Annotated in this window: 15 protein-coding genes; 3 read left to right on the top strand and 12 right to left on the bottom strand. The window is 65.4% G+C overall.

Annotated elements, in window-relative coordinates; translation table 11 throughout:
• The first annotated feature begins 33 nt into the window (after positions 1-33).
• Entirely contained in the window at positions 34-957 is a 924-nt protein-coding gene (accD, locus tag Amn_RS00220; protein ID WP_067955728.1) for an acetyl-CoA carboxylase, carboxyltransferase subunit beta, read from the top strand.
• Positions 958-992: 35 nt separating this feature from the next.
• Positions 993-2,324 (top strand): bifunctional folylpolyglutamate synthase/dihydrofolate synthase, encoded by a 1,332-nt coding sequence (locus Amn_RS00215; RefSeq protein ID WP_067955730.1) that lies wholly within the window; start codon positions 993-995, stop codon positions 2,322-2,324.
• A 76-nt stretch (positions 2,325-2,400) separates the two neighbouring features.
• Here Amn_RS00215 and trxA read toward each other — a convergent pair whose 3' ends face one another.
• The 12 genes from trxA to Amn_RS00155 form a co-directional block, all read right to left on the bottom strand.
• Complete coding sequence (trxA, locus tag Amn_RS00210; RefSeq protein ID WP_067955731.1) at positions 2,401-2,721, bottom strand: thioredoxin; 321 nt, start codon at positions 2,719-2,721, stop codon at positions 2,401-2,403.
• A 74-nt stretch (positions 2,722-2,795) separates the two neighbouring features.
• Positions 2,796-6,326, bottom strand: coding sequence for a double-strand break repair helicase AddA (addA, locus tag Amn_RS00205; RefSeq protein WP_286294226.1), 3,531 nt, complete (start codon positions 6,324-6,326; stop codon positions 2,796-2,798).
• On the bottom strand, positions 6,323-9,448 hold the full coding sequence (gene addB / locus Amn_RS00200) for a double-strand break repair protein AddB (RefSeq protein ID WP_154385271.1): 3,126 nt from the start codon (positions 9,446-9,448) through the stop codon (positions 6,323-6,325). The genes addA and addB overlap by 4 nt, the downstream gene beginning before the upstream one ends.
• On the bottom strand, positions 9,445-10,149 hold the full coding sequence (locus Amn_RS00195; RefSeq protein WP_067955737.1) for a nucleotidyltransferase family protein: 705 nt from the start codon (positions 10,147-10,149) through the stop codon (positions 9,445-9,447). The genes addB and Amn_RS00195 overlap by 4 nt, the downstream gene beginning before the upstream one ends.
• Before the next feature lie 36 nt (positions 10,150-10,185).
• Positions 10,186-11,694, bottom strand: a complete 1,509-nt coding sequence (gene tsaE, locus Amn_RS00190) for a tRNA (adenosine(37)-N6)-threonylcarbamoyltransferase complex ATPase subunit type 1 TsaE (protein ID WP_154385272.1) — start codon at positions 11,692-11,694, stop codon at positions 10,186-10,188.
• A 5-nt stretch (positions 11,695-11,699) separates the two neighbouring features.
• Entirely contained in the window at positions 11,700-14,249 is a 2,550-nt protein-coding gene (locus Amn_RS00185) for a sensor histidine kinase (protein WP_067955740.1), read from the bottom strand.
• A 195-nt stretch (positions 14,250-14,444) separates the two neighbouring features.
• Positions 14,445-15,845, bottom strand: a complete 1,401-nt coding sequence (gene ahcY / locus Amn_RS00180) for an adenosylhomocysteinase (RefSeq protein ID WP_067955742.1) — start codon at positions 15,843-15,845, stop codon at positions 14,445-14,447.
• Between the two features lie 152 nt (positions 15,846-15,997).
• Complete coding sequence (locus tag Amn_RS00175) at positions 15,998-16,300, bottom strand: HPr family phosphocarrier protein (protein ID WP_067955743.1); 303 nt, start codon at positions 16,298-16,300, stop codon at positions 15,998-16,000.
• Entirely contained in the window at positions 16,297-16,698 is a 402-nt protein-coding gene (locus Amn_RS00170) for a PTS sugar transporter subunit IIA (RefSeq protein WP_067955745.1), read from the bottom strand. The genes Amn_RS00175 and Amn_RS00170 overlap by 4 nt, the downstream gene beginning before the upstream one ends.
• Positions 16,699-16,857: 159 nt before the next feature.
• Positions 16,858-17,304, bottom strand: a complete 447-nt coding sequence (locus tag Amn_RS00165; RefSeq protein WP_157096970.1) for an HPr kinase/phosphorylase — start codon at positions 17,302-17,304, stop codon at positions 16,858-16,860.
• A 3-nt stretch (positions 17,305-17,307) separates the two neighbouring features.
• Complete coding sequence (locus Amn_RS00160; RefSeq protein WP_182574514.1) at positions 17,308-19,068, bottom strand: sensor histidine kinase; 1,761 nt, start codon at positions 19,066-19,068, stop codon at positions 17,308-17,310.
• Between the two features lie 28 nt (positions 19,069-19,096).
• Positions 19,097-19,798, bottom strand: a complete 702-nt coding sequence (locus Amn_RS00155; RefSeq protein WP_109578295.1) for a response regulator transcription factor — start codon at positions 19,796-19,798, stop codon at positions 19,097-19,099.
• Between the two features lie 357 nt (positions 19,799-20,155).
• On the opposite strand from Amn_RS00155, the gene Amn_RS00150 reads away from it, so the two are divergent.
• Positions 20,156-21,766, top strand: coding sequence for a phosphoenolpyruvate carboxykinase (locus Amn_RS00150; RefSeq protein ID WP_286294209.1), 1,611 nt, complete (start codon positions 20,156-20,158; stop codon positions 21,764-21,766).
• The last annotated feature ends 47 nt before the right edge of the window (positions 21,767-21,813 follow it).

Genomic DNA, 21,813 nt, shown 5'->3' with positions numbered 1-21,813 from the left:
CCCCATGTCCTGGGCTCGAAGAGGACCACTGCCATGAACTGGATTACCAATTACGTCCGCCCCAAGATCAACTCGATGCTTGGCCGCCGGGAAATGCCCGACAATCTCTGGATCAAGGATCCCGAGAGCGGCGAGATGGTGTTCCACAAGGACCTCGAGGAAAACCAGTACGTCATCCCGTCTTCGGGCCATCACATGAAGATTTCGGCGAAGGAGCGGCTGCGCTTCTTCTTCGACGAGGGCCGCTACGAGATCATCGAGAACCCCAAGGTCGTGACCGACCCGCTGAAGTTCCGCGATGAGAAGCGCTATGTCGACCGCCTCAAGGACGCCAAGACCAAGACCGGTCTCGAAGACGCGATCCTGTCGGGCACCGGCAAGATCGAGGGCCTGCCCGTCGTCGTCACCGTGCAGGACTTCGCCTTCATGGGCGGTTCGCTCGGCATGGCCGCAGGCGACGCCATCATCCGCGCCTTCGAGGTTGCGCTGGAGAAGAAGCGTCCGCTGATCCTGTTCGCTGCCTCGGGCGGCGCGCGCATGCAGGAAGGCATCTTGTCGCTGATGCAGCTGCCACGCACGACTGTCGCAGTCGACCGGCTCAAGGAAGCCGGCCTGCCCTATATCGTGGTGCTGACCAATCCGACGACCGGCGGCGTCACCGCCTCCTACGCGATGCTGGGCGACGTCCATATTGCCGAGCCCGGTGCGCTGATCGGCTTCGCCGGCCCGCGCGTCATCGAGCAGACCATCCGCGAGAAGCTGCCTGAGGGCTTCCAGCGCTCGGAGTACCTGATGGACCACGGCATGGTCGACATGGTGGTGTCGCGGCTCGAGATGAAATCGACGGTTGCCAACCTGCTCAAGATCCTGACCAAGGCACCGGTGGCGGCCAAGGCTGTCGAAGCCGAGATTCTGCCACCCGTCGTGCCGGTGCCGGAACGCCGCCCGCAGGCCTGATACGACCGCAGCAGCGTAGCGCCCGAGGAAATGCCATGACCACGCTCGAAGCCGATCTCGAAATCGAGCGCCTGTTGGCGCTCCATCCGAAGGGCTTCGACCTTTCGCTCGACCGCATCACCCGGCTGCTCGAAAGGCTGGGCAATCCGCAGGACCACATGCCGCCGGTGATCCACATCGCCGGCACCAATGGCAAGGGCTCGTGCGCGGCGTTCTCGCGTGCGCTGCTCGAAGCCCAGGGTCTGCTGGTCCATGTCCACACCTCGCCGCATCTGGTGAACTGGCACGAACGCTACCGCCTGGCAGCGCCGGGCGGCGGCAAGCTTGTCGCCGACGACGTGCTGGCGGATGCCGTACGCCGCGTCGGCGAAGCCAATCGCGGCGAGAAGATCACCGTCTTCGAGATCCTCACGGCCGTCACGTTCGTTCTGTTCTCGGAGCATCCGGCCGACGCCTGCATCATAGAGGTCGGGCTTGGCGGGCGCTTCGACGCCACCAATGTCATCAAGCGCTCGGCGGTGTCGGTGATCATGCCGGTGTCGATGGACCACGAGGCCTATCTTGGCGACAAGGTCGAGCTGATCGCCGCCGAGAAAGCCGGCATCATCAAGCGCGGTTGCCCGGTCGTCGTCGGCGCGCAGGAGACCGAGGCGGCACAGCAGGTGCTGATCGACACTGCCGAGCGGCTCAATTGCCCACTTGAGGTTTATGGCCAGGATTTCGTCGCCTTCGAGGAAAACGGCCGCATGATCTACCAGGACCAGACCGGCCTGCTGGACCTGTCACCGCCACGCCTGCCCGGACGTCACCAGTTCGCCAATGCAGCCGCCGCGATCGCCGCGGTGAAGGCCGCCGGCTTCCCGGTCGACGAACGCACCGCCGACAAGGCGATGGCGTCGGTGGCCTGGCCCGGTCGCATGCAGCGCCTGCCGCAGGGCGCACTCAGCGAGCTGGCGCCGAAGGGCGCCGAGGTCTGGGTCGACGGCGGCCACAATCCCGGCGCCGGGACCGTCATTGCCGAGGCCCTGACCGAGCAGGAGGAGAAGTTCCCGCGCCCGCTGTTCCTGATCTCCGGCATGATCAACACCAAAGACCAGACCGGCTATTTCAAGCCGTTCCACGGCATGGCGCGCCATGTCTACACCGTGCCGGTGACGATGAGCGACGCCGGCGTTCCCAACGAGGAACTGGCTGTGCGCGCCACCGAGGCCGGGCTGTCGGCCGAGCCGGTGAGCTCGGTTGCCAATGCACTGATGCTTTTGCGCGATACCTGGGACGAGAAAGAGCCGGCGCCGCGCATCCTGATCGGCGGCTCGCTCTATCTGGTGGGCGAGGTGCTGGCGGCCAACGGCACGCCGCCGACCTGAGGGCCTGTCCAGCGGCCATTCGAGATACAAAAAAGCCCGACCAAAGCCGGGCTTTTCATTTGCTTGATACGGGCGATCAAACGTTGCCGCTGATCCAGTGCGACAGCGCGGTCTTGGGCAGCGCGCCGACCTTGATGTCGGCAACTTCGCCGTCCTTGAAGATCATCAGCGTCGGAATCGAACGCACGCCGAACTGGGCGGCAATCTCGGGGTTCTCGTCGATGTTGACCTTGGTGATCTTGACCTTGCCGGCGAGCTCGTTGGAAATCTCTTCGAGCGACGGGCCGATCATCTTGCAGGGGCCGCACCATTCAGCCCAGAAATCGACGACGACGGGCTCTTTGGCCTCGAGCACGCCGGACTTGAAATTGCTGTTGTCGATCTTGACGGTGGCCATGATACGATCCTCTTGGAGTTGTCTGTCGCGCCATATGTGGTAGTGCGCGGACCCTTGGTCAAGCATCCGTTGTGTCACGCTTGGGTGAGTCGAACAAGGGCGGCATCCATCGCCTCGGCCGGTACGGCGATCAGCCGCGGCGCCTCTGTGAACAGCAGGGCCGCGGCAACCGTCTTGCCGGGATAGAGCGGCCGGAGCAGCGCGCGGTAGAGCGCAAGCTGCACGACATAGGCGTTTGGCACCTGCTCGAACGAGGCGGGTGGCGGCCGGTTGGTCTTGTAGTCGACGATCAACACCTCGCTGTCGGTGACCGCCAGGCGGTCGATCTTGCCCGACACCGAGCGCGGCTTTCCCCTGACCACGAGGCTGCCCATAACAGACACTTCGGCGCGCGAGGAGGGCGAAAACAGCGGCGAAAACCTGGGGTCGTCGAGGACTGCAAGCACGGATGCGAGCGCGCTGGCACGCTCCGCATCCGGCCAGTCCTGGCCGACACGGACGAGGTAGCGCTCGGCGGCGGACTGGCGTATCTCGGCGTCGAGCCGCGGCAGCATCTGTAACAGCCGGTGCAAGGCCGAGCCGCGGGCGACGGCAAAGCCCGGCTCGCCCTCGGCGTCGAGCACCGGCGAGCGGCCCGAGATCACGGCCTCCTGCGTCTCCTCGATCAGCGCCGAAGCGCCCGACGGGGACAGCGGCCGCGGCAAATCCTCGAAGGCCGGCGGCGCGCCAAAAAGGCTTTCCGGCAAGGGCTCGATGCGGGCTCTCTCGCTGGCCGCCGGTTCCGGCGCCGACAAAGGCGTTGCGGGCAATGGCGTGACGCGGAAGCGGTGGACAGGCCTGTCCGTGATGACGGGATGGCCGCGCTCCGCGCTTTCGGGCGCCACCGACAACGCACGGCTGACAATCGAATGCCAGGTGTTGAGGCCGGGCTGGCGCTTGCCGTGATAACCGCAGATGATCAGCCGGTCCTCGGCGCGGGTCATGCCGACATAAAGCAGGCGCCGGTATTCGTCGTCGGCGAGATCGCGGGCCAACGCGCTGGCACCCTTCGAGAAGGCGTTGGCGACATCGGCGCCAGCGCGCCAGAGATAACCCTTGCCCTGCCAGTGTCGGCCTTGCGGGACGAAAGGCATCAGGCGCGGCAAATGCTGATCGCTGAACGGGGCCGAGCCGCTGTCGACGAGGAACACCACCGGCGCCTCCAGACCCTTGGCGGCGTGTACGGTCATGATGCGGACCTCGTCACGCGTCTGATCCATCTCGCGCTTGATCTCGGGGCCGGCACTTTCGAGCGTCGACAGGAACGATTCGAGACCGGGCAGGCCGGTGCGCTCCTCGGCCAGGCAGAAATTCAGGAACTCGTCGAGAATGTCGCCGGCCTCCTGGCCAAGGCGCGAGATCATCTTCTTGCGCACGCCGTCGCGGCTGGGTCCGCCCGACAGCACGCCCGAATAGAACTCGAAGATCGGCCGGAAGGCAGCCTCCGTCGCCCAGGCCTCAAGGACGGCGGCCGCCTCGGCGAAAACAGCATCTCTCGCCGCATGATCGCGCAGCGAGGCGATCAGCGACCTTCCTTTGCCCCGATTGGCCGAGAGCACAAACAGCGCATCTTCCGACATGCCGAAGATCGGGCTACGCAGCACGGCGGCCAGCGACAGGTCGTCCTCCGGCTGGATCAGGAAACGCCCAAGCGCGATCAGGTCCTTGACCGCGATATGGCCGGGCAGGCTCAGCCGGTCGGCGCCGGCTACCGGGATGTCGCGGCGCTTCAGCGCCCGCGACAGCGCATGAACGAAGCGGTCGCGCTTGCGCACCAGCACCATGACGTCGCCCGCGCGCAGGCGCTTGCCGGTGCCTTCGATGACCTCACGCTCGTCGAGCCATTTGCGGATGGTGGCGGCGACCTGTTCAGCAACCACCACGGCAGGCGCATGAGCATGGTCGATAGGCTTGCGCCAGTCGTCGGGCTCGTCGACGGCATCGGCGCCGACCGAGGGCCAGACCTCGACGTAACCTGCCGCCCCGGCGCGGATCGCCTTATGGCTCGGCGGCTCGGGCGCGCGGGTGACGCCGCGACGAACGCTCGTGTCCTCGAAGACACGGTCGACGGCCGACAGCACGTCGTCTGTCGAGCGGAACGACCAGGTCAGTGTGACGTCTTCGAAACGGGCATCGGCATCACGGATGCGGCCGGCGAATTCGTGCTTGGAGTTGTCGAAGGATTCGGGCGCGGCACCCTGGAACGAATAGATCGACTGCTTCTCGTCGCCGACGGCGAAGACCGTGCGGTGAACGATGTCGCGGGCGCTGAAGCCGGAGAAGAACTCTTCCGCCAGCCGCTTCACCACTTCCCATTGGTCGGGGCTGGTGTCCTGGGCTTCGTCGAGCAGTATGTGGTCGATGCCCTTGTCGAGCTTGTACTGCACCCACGGCCCGGCGTCGGGACGCGCGAGCAGGTTGACGGTGCGGGTGATCAGGTCGTTGAAATCGAGGAAGCCGCGGCCGGTCTTCAGCCGCTCGTAGCGGGCAATCAGCCAGTCGGCGATCGTCAGTGCCGCCTGCGTTGCCTCCAGCATGCGAAAATGGGCGAGCCGGTCGGCTGCCTCGATGATGGCCGCTGCCGTCGCCGCATAACGCTCGGGCAAATCTGGCAGCCGGTCGAGCAAAGCCTTCTTGAACGCGCTGGACGGATTGTACGGATCGCCGTCGGCCTTGAGGAAGGCATTGCACAGAAGCGACAGCCGGCGCATGGGGTCGGCCTCGGCATAGGCGAGCCGGGCGTAAGGCAGGATATTGTTCAGCACGCTGCGCGCGTCTGTGGCTTCGGCTGCTATGGCGAATTCGGTGAAGAAGGTCGGCTCGAAGCCCGGCAGCGGCCAGATCGAAGCGGCGATGGCCTCGGCACTGTCCCTGGGCGAAAAACCGAACTCCTCGTAGAGCGCTTCGAAATTGAAGTCTTGAACCTGGGCGATGAAGGCGCGCAGCCCATCGCGCTTGCGCACGATCTCGGCGAGCAGCGCATCGAGCCCGGCCTCGCCGCCACGCTCCAGCACCTTGGCGAAGGCCTCGGCGAGTTCGGGATTGTGCTCGCCGGCGCCGGTGACCATGTCGCGCCGCGCGGTGGCGAACAAAGTCGCCTCCATCTGGCTGTCGAGCATCTCGAAATGGGCGGCGATGTTGGCCTCGAGCGGGAACTGGTGCAGCACCGACTCGCAGAAGGCGTGGATGGTCTGGATCTTCAGCCCGCCCGGCGTTTCCAGCGCCTCGGCGAACAATCGGCGCGCGCGGCGCAGCTTGGCAGCGTCAGGGCGGACACCGTCGAGTGCCGTGATGCGTGCGGCCAACTCGGCGTCGGCCAACATCGTCCATTCCGACAGGTTGGCGAAGACGCGATTCGACATGTTGGCGGCGGCGGCGCGGGTATAAGTCAGGCACAGGATCTTCGATGGATCGGTGCCACGCAGCAAAAGCCGCATCACGCGCTGCGACAGCACGTGCGTCTTGCCGGAGCCGGCATTGGCCGACACCCAGACCGAATTGCCCGGATCGGAGGCGCGCGCCTGGCGCTCTGCCGTCTCGTTGGGGACGAAGAACGCCTTCTTCATTCATCGCCCTCCGCACTGCCATCACCGCCGGCCGACCATTCGAGCACGCGGGCGAGATGGTCGTAGTCGCCGTCGGTCTCGCCTTCGCGGAAGGGCAAGGCGCGCGAGAGATAACCCGTGGTCGGATCGTTGTAGTGCAGCAAAAGCTGCTCCAAGCGCTGCCAGGCCTCTTCGGACAGTTCGACGGCTGATTTTGGCTTACGGTTGTGCTCGAGGATCGATTCTTCGAACACCTCGCCATTCGGCTTCAGGCGGACGAACGCCAGCTGCGAGGGCTCGCGCTTACCAAGCTCGCGGAAGGCGCCACGCCGCAGAAGCGCGCCTTCGAGCGCCAGCTGGGGCGAGATCAGCGTGTGTGCCTGCGCCTTGGATGGCGACGAGCCGGTCTTGTAGTCGAGGATGTCTGCCATGCCGCCGGCAAGCACGTCGACACGGTCGGCGCGACCGGACAGCGTCGCGCCGCTGAGCCCGACTTCGATGGCCGAGGCGCCTTCCTCGGCGTGGCGGGAAACCACGGCGTCGGCGCGGCTGCGCTCCCACTCCAGGATGTTGACCGCCAGTCGCTCGAAGCGTGGCCACCAGACGGCCTCGACGTCGGCGGGCAGAGCCGCCTCGGCGAAGCAATGGCGGCCGGCGGCGATCAGTGCGCCGAATGCGGTGGGATCACGCGGATCGACGATGGTCGCCGAAAACAGGTGCAGGATATCGTGGAACAACGTGCCCCGCTCGGCGGCACCGGGATCGCGCACCAGCGGGTCGAGCGCCGACAGGCCGAGGATACGCCTGGCATAGACGGCATAGGGATCGCGGCGCAGCGTCTCGATCTCAGTGATGCTGAAGCGGCGCGGCCTGACCTCCACCGGCGGCCTGGGCTCCGGACGGGTAGCGAAATCGGTCTTTTGGCCGGCATCGAGCTGGCGCGCCCAATGAAGCAGGTTTTCGCCGCGCTTGCGCAAGACGGCCGCGTGGTCGGGGCCGAGATAGGTGAGCAGGCGCTGCAGCCAGCGCGACGGCACGGCGGGCGCATCGCCCGAGCGGGCGGAACGCGACAGGACGACGTTTTTCGCCCCCATCGCCATCTGGAAATCATGGGCGGCGAGGCCGATGCGGCGTTCCGGCGGTTCGAGGTCGATGCCCGTCTTCATGACGCGCGACATGAAGCGGTCGGCCTCTGCCTTGCGCGGCCAGGTGCCCTCGTTCAGCGCGCCGATGACCAGCGTATCCACCGTCTGCAGGCGGGCTTCGAGCGCACCCCAGATGGCGATGGCGCGGTCGGCACCCTGCGCCGGCTTGACCGCCTCGGGCGCCACCAGCGCGTCCATGACGTCGGGCCACTCGTCGGCGGCGAAACTGAACGAGGCCTGTGCTGCGACCAGCGAGCGCAGCGCCTCGGCGAGCTTGGCACCGGCATCGCCGTCATAGAGTGTGCCCAGGCCGCCATGCTCGTCGCGTCCGAGATTTTCCAGCGCCTCGACGGTGGCACGGACGATCGCCGCGAGGTCGACCTCTGAATCGCCACGAAAGGCGAACAACGGCGCCAGGCGAGAGACGAGCCTGCCTGCTATGTCCCGGGCTTCCTCGATGCGGCGCACGCTGATGCGGTCGAACCAGAACGGCCTGCGCGACGCGCCACCCATGCTTGTCAATCTGGCGTCGAATTCCTCAGCGAGCCCGGCAATGTCAGGCCGGCCGACGCCACCACGCAGCACGACGAGCTCAATGGTCTCGGCAGCACGCCGGACGGCTGAACGCTCTTGGCCAAGGCGCAGCAAGGGATGCTTGAGCAGCGACAGCACCGCCACCGGATCACCCGGACGGAAGGCGGCAGCGAGCATGGTACGCAGAAGTGCTGCCGGCGGCGTGTTGGCCAGCGGCACGCCACCGGAATCGTCGGCCTGGATGCCGAAGCGGCGAAGCTCCGCAGCGACACGGCGGGCAAGGTTGCGGTCGCTGGTGACCAGGGCAGCGCGATGGCCCGATTGGGCGACCGCCTGGCGAAGCGCGATGGCGATAGCCGCCGCCTCGTCGCGCTCATGCGCGGCTTCGAGAAGTGTTACGCCGGCGAAGGCATCGGCGATCTCGGGGTCGTCGACGTCGCTGCGCTTCTCGGCCCAGGCGTCGGTGGTCTCGGCCGGCCGCAGCGCTTCGCCGACGACGGCCGCGCGGCGGGCCATGGCACCGGTCGGCGCGCCCAGTTCGTCGACGTCGTCGCGCAGGATGCCGATCTTGCCGATCAGCTTGGCGAGGCCATACTGGGGATGGCCAAGCACCGAGGCCCTGGCGCCGATCTCGGTGATCGTCTCATAAGCGCGCTGGTCGAGCGTGGCGTCCAGTCCGGGAAGCACGACTGCACCACGCGGCAAGCGCGAGATGGCCGCGAGCAGCTCGGCGGTAGCAGGGATCGAGCCGGTGGAACCCGCCGCGATGACCGGTCCGGCGGGCGGGTTGCGCTTCAGCCGCTCGGCTTCGAGGCGGATCAGGGCGCTGCGATGGGCGGCAGGATTGGACTGGCCGCGCTCCTTCAGCATTTCCGGCCAGGCGCCGGTGACGATGGAGAGGAAGTCGAGCGTCACCTGCCACCAGCCGGACAGCTCACCGGTCACCAGGTCGGCTAGCCGCGACCAGTCGGAGCCTTCGGTCTCGATCTCGTCCATCAGCCCGGCGAGATCGCGGGCCAGCCAGATGGCGTCGGCAGCCGAGGCCGGCACGACGATCTCCTCCTCGAACAGCGCCGCGACATGGGCGGGAAGACGGCGCTTCCAGGCACGCACCAAGGGTGCGAGCAGGAGCAGGCGGTCGGTGGCGGAAACCGGCGGGGCAAGGTCGAGCGCACCGGCGCCTTCGGTCTCGAAGGCCGCCTCGTCCTCGTCGAACTCGCCGAGCGGCTTGATAACAGGCAGGATCGCCGAGCTGCCGCCGCCGGCATCGACGAAGACACCGCGCAGCGCACGCGCAGCGCGGCGCGTCGGCACGTAGATTGTGACGTCGGCCAGCGCCAGCGGATCGCCGTCGAAGCGGAAGTCGGGGATCAGGCTGCCGTCGAGCAGGGACGCCGCCAGCGTCGGCAGGAAGGGGGTGCCGGGCGGGATGGAAAAGACGCGTGGCGACGCGCGGCCGCTCATTGCGCCTCCGCCAATGCCCTCTTCACCGCGGCCTCGGCAGGTGCGATGGCATCGGGCGTGCCGACGGTGATCCAGCTGCCCGACATGCGCATGCCGTGAAGCCGACCGCTGGCAATCGCCTCGTCGAAATAGCGGTTGAGCGAATGCGGCGTCTCGGGTGCAGCGGCGAACAGGCGTGGGTGGACGATCGCAGCACCGGCATAGATAAGCCCGTCGGGCGCGCCCCTGGCGCGGCTCAACGTCCCGTTCGGCGCGACCAGGAAGTCGGTACCACCCGAGTGTCCGGTCGCCTGTTCGAGGTCCGCCAGCATCAGCAGAATATCCATGCGCCCGGCATCCCAGGCAAGGGCGAGGCGGGTCAGGTTGGGCACGCCCTCATCGATCCAGAAGGTGTCGGCGTTGACGATGTAGAACGGTGCTGCGCCAAGCCGGGGCAGCGCCCTGACGATGCCGCCGGCGGAATCGAGCAGTCCGTCGCGCTCGTCGGAGATTTCGATGCGCGGCGCCTGGCGGGAAGCGACATGCTCGACGATCTGGTCGGGCAGATAGTGGACATTGACGACGGCTCGCTCGACGCCCGCCTCGGTGAGGCTGTCGAGACCCCAGTCGAGCAGGGTCTTGCCAGACACGCGCACCAGCGGCTTGGGGATCGTATCGGTGATCGGCCGCATGCGCTTGCCGAGACCGGCGGCCAGAACCATGGCAACGGAGGGATTTTTGGCAGGCCCATTCACGCGTCAGAACTCCTCGAGCAGGCGGTTGTCGCGGTAGAAGTCGCGCAGTTCCGCCAACGACGGGTGTGAGAGCGAGCGGTGCAGATAGTCCCTGATGCGCGGCAGGTGCCTGAGATATTGCGGCTTGCCATCGCGCCGGTCGAGGCGGACGAAAATGCCGAGAATCTTCGAATTCCGCTGCGCCGCCATGATGGCGTAGGCTTCGCGGAAGGCCATCTCGTCAAAACTGCCGGCAGCATGTCGCGCGGCGACATAGGCATCGACGGTGCCGCGCTCGATGTCGGGCGACACGGTCACCCGCGCATCCATGGCGAGTGAGGCGACGTCGTAAGCGACGGGGCCAATCAGCGCGTCCTGGAAGTCGACGATGCCGAGGCGGTCGTGGCCATGGCGATCGCCACGCCAGATGATGTTTGGCGAATGGTAGTCGCGCAGGACAAGGCCATATTGCTTGTCGGCGAGGCGGTCGAAGACGGCGTTCCAGGCGGCGCGGTAGCCGTCGCACAGCTCAGCCGAAGCAGGCGCACCGGTGACCGCCTTCACATACCATTCGACCAGCAGCTCGACCTCGATCATCAAAGCGTCACGGTCGAAGGGCGGCACCTGGTGGACGACACCGGGCGCGGCCTCCAGCCGGTCGTCCCAATGTTTCCCGTGAATCATTGCCAGCAGTTCTGCCGCAGCTGCGTAGCGCTCGGTGACCGGCCTGCCCTCGGGATCGAGGAAAGCGCCTGAGCCGAGATGCTCGAGCAGCACGAAACCCTGGTCGAGGTCCTGGGCGACGATGCCCGGCACGGTGACGCCACCGGCGGCAAGCGCGCGATCGATGGCGGCGAAGGCGGCGACGGTCTGGGCGGTGTGCGCGATCTCGGCGTAGGGCTTGCCGTCACGCACGGGCGGACCGAGCGTCAGTCTCGGCGAGTTCATCAGCACCAGCGGTGCATGGCCTTCCCTGGTCACCGTCTCATAAGACCGCGCCGAGGCGTCGCCGATGAAACGGGCACGATGAGCATCGCTGCACGCTGAGGCTACGAGGAAGTCACGCATGGCGAGTGAGCGGGCGACACGGTCGAAGGCCGGTCCATCGCCTGTAATCGTGATGCGGCGGCCATCGCCCTCATGCTGGAACGCGATGCGCAGGCTGGTTGCCGGCATGGCATCAGTGGCGCGCTCAGGCCATTCGACCAGCGCCACGCCCGAGCTAACCGCCTCGTCGAAACCAAGCTCTTCCAGCTCCTCTGGCGAGGACAGGCGATAGAGGTCGAAATGATGGACGGCGACAGGCGTGTCGTAGCTCTGGACCAGCGTGAATGTCGGGCTCGGCACCTCATGGGCGGGATCGGCGGCCAGGGCGCGGATCAGGCCGCGCGCCAAAGTGGACTTGCCGGCGCCGAGATCGCCGTCCAGCAGGAACACGTCGCCAGGCCGCACGGCCATGGCGAGGTCCTCGCCCAGCTGCGTCGTGGCGGCCTCGTCGGGCAGGTGCCGTTCCAGCGATCTGGCCGTCGTCAAACCTGCTACTCCGCCGCGACCCGGACGCCGGCGGGCATGTCTGGGAACAGGCAGATGACGGTCGTGCCAAGATCTTTGCCGCTGTCGATCCGGACGGTGCCGCCATGCAGCTCAACGAAGCTCTTGACGATCGACAGGCCAAGGCCGGCGCCGCGCTTGCGGCCGCCGTTGACGCGGGATTCGAAGCGCTGGAACATGGTGTCGAGCACCTCGGGCGGCACACCCGGGCCGTCGTCATGGACCGAAAATTCGACGCCTTCGGCGCGCTGGCGGCAAGCGAGCGTGATGGTGCTGGCAGCCGGCGCGTAGTTCACCGCGTTCGAGAGCAGGTTGTAGAGGATCTGGCGGACGCGGGTCTCGTCGCCGTTGAAGCTCTTCGGCGCGCCCTTGATCTCGATGGCAAGCTTGATCGAGTGCTCTTCCAGCCGGTCGGCGACGAGCTCGGCAGCAGCCTCGATGGCGCGATGGACATGCACTTCGGAGATATCGAGCTGCATGATGCCGGCGTCGACGGTAGCGAGGTCGAGGATGTCGTTGACGATGGTCAACAGCACGCCCGACGACGAGCCGATATGCTCGACATATTCGCGCTGGCGCGGCGACAGCGGTCCGGTGCCGGGCAGCGACAACAGCTCGGTGAAGCCGATGATGTTGGTGAGCGGCGAACGCAGCTCGTAGGAGACGTGCTGGACGAACTCGTTCTTGATCTGGTCGGCGCGCTGCAGCGCCTCGTTCTTGTCCTTCAGCGCGCGCTCGACATTGACGCTGTCGGTGACGTCGACGAAGGTCAGCATCACCTGGCCGTTGGGCAGGTGGATGACGGCATGCTGCAGCACCGAGCCGTTCTTGAGCTCGGTCTGGCCATGGCGGTCGCTGCGTTCGTCAAAGCCGGTGACGGCGGAGACGAAATCGCCCCACGGGCTGTTGTCGGCACGCGTGTCGCATTCGGCGCGGATGGCCGAGATGTGCGTGTTCTGCCGCAGCACCTCGGGCGAGACGCCCCAGAGCTGGCCGAAGGCCGGATTGAACAGGCGGATACGGCCATCTGGGCCAAAGACGACGACGCCTTCGGCCAGATTGTCGAGGGTTTCGCCCTGCACACGCACGGCTGTGGTGTAGCGGCTTTCGAGATCGATCCGCTCGGTCAGGTTCTCGAACACCCAGGTGACGCCGCCCTTGGGCTGCGGATTGGCGACGACGCGGATGGTGCGGCCGTCGGGCAGGTGCCAGAGGTGCTCCTGCGGATCGACGGCGCGATAGGCCGACAGCAGGTTCTCCTTCCAGCGGCGCCATTCCTGCTGCTCGGGCAGCTTGCGTTCGCTGCGCAGGCGGTCGAGCAGCAGCGCATTGTCGGGCGCGCTCGAAATGTAGCCGGCGTCGAGATCCCAGAGCTTCTGGAAGGCGTTGTTGTAGAAGCGCAGCTTCTGCCCGGCGTCGAAGGTGGCGACGGCGGTGGCAACCTGGTCGAGCGTATCGGCATGGCTGCGCACGACCAGGCTGTATTCCTCGCGGATGGCGTCGGCGGCGCTCATGTCGGCGGCGATGCCGGCCGAGCCTTCCTTGCCGACCAGATCGGTGACGGCAAACATCTTGCGGTCGCCATCGATGACGGTCGACAGTGTCTGCTGGAACAGCGGCTGCGTCTGGTGCTGCTGGACGATCGCCTCGCGCGCCTGGGTGCCGAGAAATTCCTTGCCGTCACGAATGGCGGCGGACGAATCCACCGCCTCGACGGCCTTGGCGAAGGCCTTGTTGACCCATTTAAGGCGGCCGTCGGCATCGCGCATCCAGAACGGCATGTCGATTGCGTCCATCAGGCCGATCAGCGTCTCGTATTCGGCGCTCAGGCGCTGGTTTTCGAGCTTCAACCGGGCCTGCCCGCGCTGCGCTTCGGAAGTCGAGACGAAGCGGACGATGACATGGGCACCGCTCTTGCGGCCATGGACCTCGAGCGCAGCATTGGCGTGGGTCTCGGCAATCAGTTCGAAGGCCGTGCCCTTGTCGCGCAAGGCAGCGATGGCGTTTTCGAGCGCTGCGGCCGAACGCGGCATCAGCCAGCGGCCAAAGCCAAGGAAGGCGGCACGATCATCCGGGGCCCCTGTCTCGATCGGCAGCGAACCGACGAGTTCGGGCTTCTTGTTCTCGTTGGCCCAGACGATGACGCGCTGGTCGCGCAAATTGAGCAGGGCCTCGGAGCGCTGCAGCGAGGCATTGAGATCGGCAACGCGGCCGCGCAGCTCGACATTCTCGGCGCTGATGCGGCCCTTCTCGCGGATCAGCGCGATTGCCGAGATCAAGGCAGCGCCCATCACGCCGACGAACATCGCAAGCTGGATGACTTCTACGGTGCTCACGGGCAGGCCGGCAATCGATGCCTGCTGGGCGTGGGCGAAGCCGAGAGGCGTGCAAATCGCAGTCGTGGCAAGGGCCGCGCTCGCCGCCCAACCGCCCACGCGCCGCAAGGCATGCCAGGAGCGGCCTGCGGTCGCGTTCTGCGAATCCTCGTGGCCGCCGGAGACGGCCTGTCCCGCTGGAAGCGGGTATTCCCCCGGCATGTCTTGTTTCCTCTGTGCCGCCCGACTGCAAGACCGCCCCGTAGCGCCCGAAATTCCCGCCAAGAATGGGCGCGTGACGAATCATGTCACCATACCGCTTAGGCGAATCGACGTGAAGCAGGCGAGCCCCCAAAAAAGAAACCGGGCGAAAGTCAATCGCCCGGCTTCAATATCTAGTAGGTATTTTCGCTATGGTTAATAGCGGTAGTGTTCCGGCTTGAACGGACCCTTTGGCGTGACGCCGATATAGGTAGCCTGCTCATCGCTCAGCGTGGTCAGCTTGGCGCCGAGCTTGTCGAGATGCAGGCGCGCGACCTTCTCGTCGAGATGCTTGGGCAGGACATAGACTTCGTTCTTGTACTGGCCGGGCTTGGTCCAGAGCTCGATCTGGGCCAGCGTCTGGTTGGTGAACGACGCCGACATGACGAAGCTCGGATGGCCGGTGGCGTTGCCGAGGTTGAGCAGACGGCCTTCCGACAAAAGGATCATGCGCTTGCCCCCCGGGAAGGTGATCATGTCGACCTGCGGCTTGACGTTGGTCCACTTCAGATTGCGCAGCGCGGCAACCTGGATCTCGTTGTCGAAGTGGCCGATGTTGCCGACGATGACCATGTCCTTCATCAGGCGCATGTGATCGAGGGTGATGACGTCCTTGTTGCCGGTCGTGGTGATGACGATGTCGGCGGTCGGAGCGGCATCCTCGAGGGTTACGACTTCAAAGCCGTCCATCGCCGCCTGCAGCGCGCAGATCGGATCGACTTCCGTGACCTTGACGCGGGCGCCGGCGCCCTGGAGCGAGGCGGCCGAACCCTTGCCGACGTCGCCGTAGCCGCAGACGACGGCGACCTTGCCGGCCATCATGACGTCGGTGCCGCGGCGGATGCCGTCGACCAGCGATTCCTTGCAGCCATACTTGTTGTCGAACTTCGACTTGGTGACCGAGTCGTTGACGTTGATCGCCGGGAAGGGCAGCAGGCCCTTCTTCTGCAGCTGGTAGAGACGATTGACGCCGGTCGTGGTCTCTTCGGTGACGCCGCGGATCGCAGCCTTGTGCTTGGCGAAGAAGCCCGGCGTCTCGGCCATGCGCTTCTTGATCTGGGCGAAAAGAATTTCTTCCTCTTCGCTGCCCGGATTGGACAGCACGTTTTCGCCTGCTTCAGCGCGAGCGCCGATCAGGATGTACATGGTGGCGTCGCCGCCATCATCGAGGATCATGTTGGTGGCGCCGCCATCGGTCCACTGGAAGATCTGGTCGGTGTACTGCCAGTATTCCTCGAGCGTCTCGCCCTTGACGGCGAAGACCGGGATACCAGATTCGGCGATCGCCGCAGCGGCGTGGTCCTGCGTCGAAAAGATGTTGCACGAGGCCCAGCGGATGTCGGCGCCGAGAGCCTTCAGCGTCTCGATCAGCACCGCTGTCTGGATGGTCATGTGCAGCGAGCCGGAAATGCGTGCGCCCTTGAGCGGCTGTGCTTCACCAAACTCCTCGCGGCAGGCCATCAGGCCCGGCATTTCGGTTTCGGCGATCTCGATTTCCTTGCGACCCCAGCCGGCGAGCGAAATGTCGGCGACCAGATAATCCTTGCTACCCGTCATGGCTTGCTCCGATTCCTGTTTGCTGCGCGCCGAAGCGGGAGGCTTGAGAGGGCGCGCGAAAGATCGGCCTGACTACCAGATCAGGCCGTCATCGACAATGGGACATAAAGAAATCTTTATTCGTGCATGTCACTGGGCAGATAACCCGGCGATCAGCACTCCTCGCCAAAACGCGCGGCAACGAGTGTTGCAAGCGCTTCCATCGCCTGGTCGGCCTCGGGGCCGCTTGCGGTCACCCGGATCGTGCAGCCGGGACTGGCGGCCAGCATCATCAGGCCCATGATCGAGGTGCCGCCAACGGAAATGCCGTCCTTCTCGACGCTGATCGAGGCTTCGAACTCGCCGGCGATCTGCACGAACTTCGCCGAAGCGCGCGCATGCAGGCCCCGCTGGTTGACGATGGCGAGGTCGCGGACGACGTGGCCCTTCTCGGGCGAGTAGGGCATGCCGCTCATTTGCCGCTCAGCACCTGGCTTGCAACGTTGATGTATTTGCGTCCTGCCGCCTGCGCTTCGTCGAGCGCGCCGGACATGTTGTCGGCCTTGCGCACGCTGGTCAGCTTGATCAGCATTGGCAGGTTCATGCCGGCGATGACCTCGACACGGCCGGCCTCCATCACCGAGATGGCGAGATTCGACGGCGTGCCCCCGAACATGTCGGTCAGGACGACGACGCCGGCACCGGTGTCGGCGCGGGCAACGGCGTTGATGATGTCGCTGCGGCGCTGCGCCATATCATCGTCGGCGCCGATTGAGACGGTCTCGAAATTCTCCTGCGGTCCGACGACGTGTTCCACGGCATGGCGGAACTCCTCAGCCAGTTGACCGTGCGTCACAAGCACGAGTCCGATCATTCTGTCATGGCTCCCGTCATGGCCCTTTCACAGCCGCGCAGTATTTTTGCCGCCTTGGGGGCGGGAGCGCTATCTTGTCGACGGCGAGGGCGTTTACAAGCCCCAATTTACGGCAAGACATGCCATTTTGACGCAATGCAGCAAAAATGTTGGGCAGCCTCAGGCTGGAAACCGGGCGCCGAGCAGCGCCAGCAGCGCGGGTGTGGCCACTGCGATTTCGCGCTCCGCGAGCATCAATCTTGGCACTTTGCAACCCAAGAGAAGCTCACTTGCGTCCTCGGGCAGCCGCTCCACCGCGCCGGCCGGAACCAGCCTGACAAGCAGGTCGACCGTTGTCGCGGCCTCATGTTCGACGGGGATTGGGCCGCCGCCTCTGACTTCAACGAGACCGGCGATCGTTGACGGCGCATGGCAGACGAGCCGACCCTGATGGGCCGACAGGAAAACCTGATCGTCGGATACCAGCCGGGCAAAACGGTTGCCGGCGCGAAATTTTTCGACAAGCGCAAGAGCCAGTGACGATTTGCCTGAGCCCGACGGTCCGGCAATCAGCACGCCGCGATCGCCGAGTACTATCGCCGTCGCATGCATGTTGGTCGGCGCCACGGATCAGCTTTCGGCCGGGAAGGCGACAATGAAACGCGCACCCTTGAGTTCGCCCGGCTTGGTGCCGGTGATGTTCTCGGCCGTCAGCGTGCCGCCATGGGCTTCGACGATCTGGCGGCTGATCGAGAGGCCGAGGCCGGAGTTCTGGCCGAAGGCTTCGCTGGCGGGCCGGTCGGTGTAGAAGCGCTCGAAGATGCGGTCGATGTTTTCGGCGCGGATGCCGGGACCGTTGTCCTCGACGGTGATGACGTTGAACTTGCCGACGCGTGCAAGCGAAATGGCGATGTGGCCATGCTCGTCGGGCACGAAGGAGCGGGCATTCTCGATCAGGTTGGTGATGACCTGGCCGATGCGCAGATCGTGGCCGGCGACATTGTAGTTCTTCACGCCGGCCGGCAACTTGGCAGGGGTGAATTCGATCTCGACCGGCTTCTTGTGGCGGCCGCTCTCACGCGACACCGAGACCAGGTCGCCGATGAACTTCTTGAGATCGACCCTGCTGGCGTCCTCGCGGGCCAGTTCGGCATCGAGGCGCGAAGCGTCGGAAATGTCGGTGATCAGCCGGTCGAGCCGGCGCACGTCGTGCTGGATGACCTCCATCAGGCGCGCCCGCGAACTTTCATTCTTGGCCAGCGGCAAGGTCTCGACGGCGCTGCGCAGCGAGGTCAGCGGGTTCTTGAGCTCGTGGCTGACGTCGGCAGCAAAGCTCTCGATCGCTTCGATACGGTTGTAGAGCGCGTTGGTCATGTCGCGCACGGCGACCGACAGGTTGCCGATCTCGTCCTGGCGATCCGAGAAATCGGGAATCTCGTCACGGTTCTTACTACCGCGCCGGACGCGATTGGCTGCAGCCGAGAGACGGCGCAGGGGCGTGGCGATCGTCGAGGCCAGAACCATCGAAAGGATGGCGGTGACCAGTGCCGCGACACCGAAGACGCGCAGAATGGCCTTTTGCTCGGCCGCCACGATCTTGTCGATGTCGCCGCCTTCGGTCGACAGCATCAACACGCCGAGCACGGCGCGGAAACGCTGGATCGGAACGGCGACGGAGACGATCTGCTCGCCCTGCTCGCTGACGCGCACGATGGTCGCGGGACCGCCGGTCAGAGCCTGGACGACTTCCGGGAAGGCAGCGCCATTGCCGCCCGGCTGCTCCTTGTAGACCGGCAGGGAGCTGTCGACGAAGAAGTCGAAGATGAATTTCTGCGCCCGCTCGATCAGCGTCGGCTCTTCTTCCTCCACCGGCGGCAGGTCGTAGCGCAGGATCTGGTGGCGCGAGTCGAGCAAAAGGTTGGCGTCGCGGTCGTAGATGCGGGCGCGGGTGCGGGTCGGCGAGATGACCCGCCGCAGCAGCGGCGCGACACGCTCCGGATTGATCGGGAAATCGAGGCTGTCGAGCTGGTCGGTGCCGGGGCCAAGGCTTTCGCCGGCCTGCAGCTCGAGCAGCTTTTCCGGATCGATCCTGATGGCATCGGTTTCGACCGTTGCCGACGAGGCGATGGCGCCGGCAATGATACCGCCCTGCGTCATCAGGCTTTCGACGCGTGCCTCGATCAGCGCACCGCGGAACGCGTTGAGATAGAAGATGCCCGCCACCAGCACCGCCAGACCGGCGAGGTTGAGGAACAGGATGCGGCGGGTCAGGCTCGAGAAGAAATAATGGCCAAGCAGGCGGCTCAGGCGAATCCGGGTCCGGTCGAGAAACAGCAAACGCCCGCGCGGCCGCTTGGAGGCGGCCGCCGGCTTCCTGATCTCTGCGTCCATCGCCATGTGATCTCAGCCCTCGCCGATATCACGCTTCGCGGAATCTGTAGCCGACACCGTAGAGGGTTTCGATCATCTCGAAGTCGTCGTCGACAGCCTTGAACTTCTTGCGCAAGCGCTTGATGTGGCTGTCGATGGTGCGGTCGTCGACATAGACCTGCTCATCATAGGCCGAATCCATCAGGGCGTCGCGGCTCTTGACCACGCCCGGGCGCTGCGCCAGCGAGTGCAGGATCAGGAATTCGGTGACGGTGAGTACGACCGGCTCGCCCTTCCAGGTGCAGGTGTGGCGCTCCTGGTCCATCACCAGCTGGCCACGCTCGAGCGAGCGAGCCTGCTGCGTCGGCGCCTTGGTCGCGGCCTCGCGGGCGCTTGCCCGGCGCAATACGGCGCGGACACGCTCGACCAGCAGGCGCTGCGAGAACGGCTTGCGGATGAAATCGTCGGCGCCCATCTTCAGACCGAAGAGCTCATCGATCTCGTCATCCTTGGAGGTCAGGAAGATCACCGGCAGATCGGTCTTCTGGCGCAGCCGGCGCAACAGTTCCATACCATCCATGCGCGGCATCTTGATGTCGAGGATGGCAAGGTTCGGCGGACGCGCGGCCAGCCCTTCGAGCGCCGACGCACCATCCGTATAGGTCTCGACGCGATAGCCCTCGGACTCAAGTGCGATCGAAACCGATGTCAAAATGTTGCGGTCGTCGTCGACAAGCGCGATCGTTGCCATTTCCAGCGGCTCCCTCATGAGCGGGTGTCCCTTCCTGCTTACAGCAGGGCTTGTGCAGGACAAATTAGGTACAAAATGTGGCATAGCCTCCGTTCGAGGGGAGCGCAACCGCCATGCCTTGTGCTTGCCTTATATGGGGCGGCGGCGCCAAAGCTCGAACAAAAAACTGCCGATCTTGTGTGGGCCGGCGACTGCTTGCACACCTTTTAAACGATTTAGACAAATTTCAAAATTTTTAAATCGATTAATGATTTGATATCGCTGATCTTTTCTGTTTCAGCCTGCCTCAGTCCCGTTGGGACAGCGGCGTCCGGCCCGCAGACCGGACACAGCGTCATGGCTACGAGGCTTCACTAAATGACCGAAACCGGTAAGCGAAATCCCGCCTGCGGGATCGAAACGGCAGGGCTCAAAACGTCGGGCACCGTCCGTTACAACTTTGGCGCTGCATTTCTCACCGAAGAAGCGATCCGGCGCGGCGAGGCTAAGCTGACCGCGCATGGCGCACTCGTCGCAGAGACCGGCCAGCACACCGGCCGTTCGCCCAAGGACAAGTTCGTCGTGCGCGACGAAAACACCGAAGACCATGTCTGGTGGGACAACAACAAGCCGATCAGTCGCGCCCAGTTCGACGCGCTGCACGCCGAATTCCTGGCCCAGGCGGCCGACAAGGATCTCTATGTCCAGGACCTGATCGGCGGCGCCGACCGCTCGCTGTGCCTGCCGACGCGCGTCGTCACCGAATTCGCCTGGCACTCGATGTTCATCCGCAACCTTTTGATCCGTCCGACGGCGGCCGAGCTTGCCAGCTTCGTGCCCGAGATGACGATCATTGACCTGCCGTCGTTCCGCGCCGACCCGGCCCGCCACGGCACCCGCACCGAGACCGTGATCGCCGTCGACCTGACCCGCATGATCGTGCTGATCGGCGGCACCGCCTATGCCGGCGAGATGAAGAAGTCGGTGTTCACCGCGCTCAATTACCTTCTGCCGACCAAGGGCGTGATGCCGATGCATTGCTCGGCCAACGAAGGTCCCGACGGCGACGCCGCCGTGTTCTTCGGCCTGTCGGGCACCGGCAAGACGACGCTGTCGGCCGATCCCAAACGCACGCTGATCGGCGACGACGAGCACGGCTGGGGCCCTGACGGCATCTTCAACTTCGAGGGCGGCTGCTACGCCAAGACGATCCGGCTGTCGGCCGAAGCAGAACCGGAAATCTTCGCCACCACCCAGCGTTTCGGCACCGTGCTCGAGAACGTGGTGCTGGACGACAGCCGCGTTCCCGATTTCGACGACGGCTCGCGCACCGAAAACACCCGCTGCGCCTATCCGCTCGACTTCATCCCGAACGCCAGCGCCACCGGCCAGGCCAGCCACCCGAAGAACATCATCATGCTGACGGCCGATGCCTTTGGCGTGATGCCGCCCATCGCCAAGCTGACGCCGGCGCAGGCGATGTACCACTTCCTGTCGGGCTACACGGCCAAGGTTGCCGGAACCGAGCGTGGCGTGACCGAGCCGGAAGCGACCTTCTCGACCTGCTTCGGTGCTCCCTTCATGCCGCGCCACCCCTCGGAATACGGCAACCTGCTACGCCAGTTGATCGCCGAGCACAATGTCGACTGCTGGCTGGTCAACACCGGCTGGACCGGCGGCGCTTATGGCACCGGCTCGCGCATGCCGATCAAGGCAACGCGCGCCCTGCTGTCGGCAGCGCTCGACGGCTCGCTGAACGCGGTCGAGTTCCGCACGGATGCGAATTTCGGCTTCGCCGTGCCCGTCTCGGTGCCGGGCGTCGACAGCAAGATCCTCGACCCGCGTTCGACATGGGCCGACGGTGCTGCCTATGACCGCCAAGCCAAGAAGCTGGTGTCGATGTTCGTCGACAATTTCGGCAAGTTCGAAAGCCATGTCGATGCCTCGGTGCTCGGCGCTGCCCCGCAGGTGCGCGAAGCTGCCGAGTAATCAGGCCAACGCCGCAGCAATCATCGAAAGGCGCGGCTTAGCGGCGG

Origin of the sequence: Aminobacter sp. Y103A (genome assembly GCF_030294925.1) — a bacterium.
Classification (GTDB): Bacteria; Pseudomonadota; Alphaproteobacteria; order Rhizobiales; family Rhizobiaceae; genus Aminobacter; species Aminobacter ciceronei.
Note: the sequence above shows the minus strand (reverse complement) of the source record. Positions and strands in the feature narration are given on the sequence as shown.

Coding starts and splice junctions, on each gene's coding strand:
- accD (WP_067955728.1), top strand. CDS start 34: ATGAACTGGATTACCAATTACGTCCGCCCCAAGATCAACTCGATGCTT.
- Amn_RS00215 (WP_067955730.1), top strand. CDS start 993: ATGACCACGCTCGAAGCCGATCTCGAAATCGAGCGCCTGTTGGCGCTC.
- trxA (WP_067955731.1), bottom strand. CDS start 2,721: ATGGCCACCGTCAAGATCGACAACAGCAATTTCAAGTCCGGCGTGCTC.
- addA (WP_286294226.1), bottom strand. CDS start 6,326: ATGAAGAAGGCGTTCTTCGTCCCCAACGAGACGGCAGAGCGCCAGGCG.
- addB (WP_154385271.1), bottom strand. CDS start 9,448: ATGAGCGGCCGCGCGTCGCCACGCGTCTTTTCCATCCCGCCCGGCACC.
- Amn_RS00195 (WP_067955737.1), bottom strand. CDS start 10,149: ATGGTTCTGGCCGCCGGTCTCGGCAAGCGCATGCGGCCGATCACCGAT.
- Amn_RS00185 (WP_067955740.1), bottom strand. CDS start 14,249: ATGCCGGGGGAATACCCGCTTCCAGCGGGACAGGCCGTCTCCGGCGGC.
- ahcY (WP_067955742.1), bottom strand. CDS start 15,845: ATGACGGGTAGCAAGGATTATCTGGTCGCCGACATTTCGCTCGCCGGC.
- Amn_RS00175 (WP_067955743.1), bottom strand. CDS start 16,300: ATGAGCGGCATGCCCTACTCGCCCGAGAAGGGCCACGTCGTCCGCGAC.
- Amn_RS00170 (WP_067955745.1), bottom strand. CDS start 16,698: ATGATCGGACTCGTGCTTGTGACGCACGGTCAACTGGCTGAGGAGTTC.
- Amn_RS00160 (WP_182574514.1), bottom strand. CDS start 19,068: ATGGACGCAGAGATCAGGAAGCCGGCGGCCGCCTCCAAGCGGCCGCGC.
- Amn_RS00155 (WP_109578295.1), bottom strand. CDS start 19,798: ATGGCAACGATCGCGCTTGTCGACGACGACCGCAACATTTTGACATCG.
- Amn_RS00150 (WP_286294209.1), top strand. CDS start 20,156: ATGACCGAAACCGGTAAGCGAAATCCCGCCTGCGGGATCGAAACGGCA.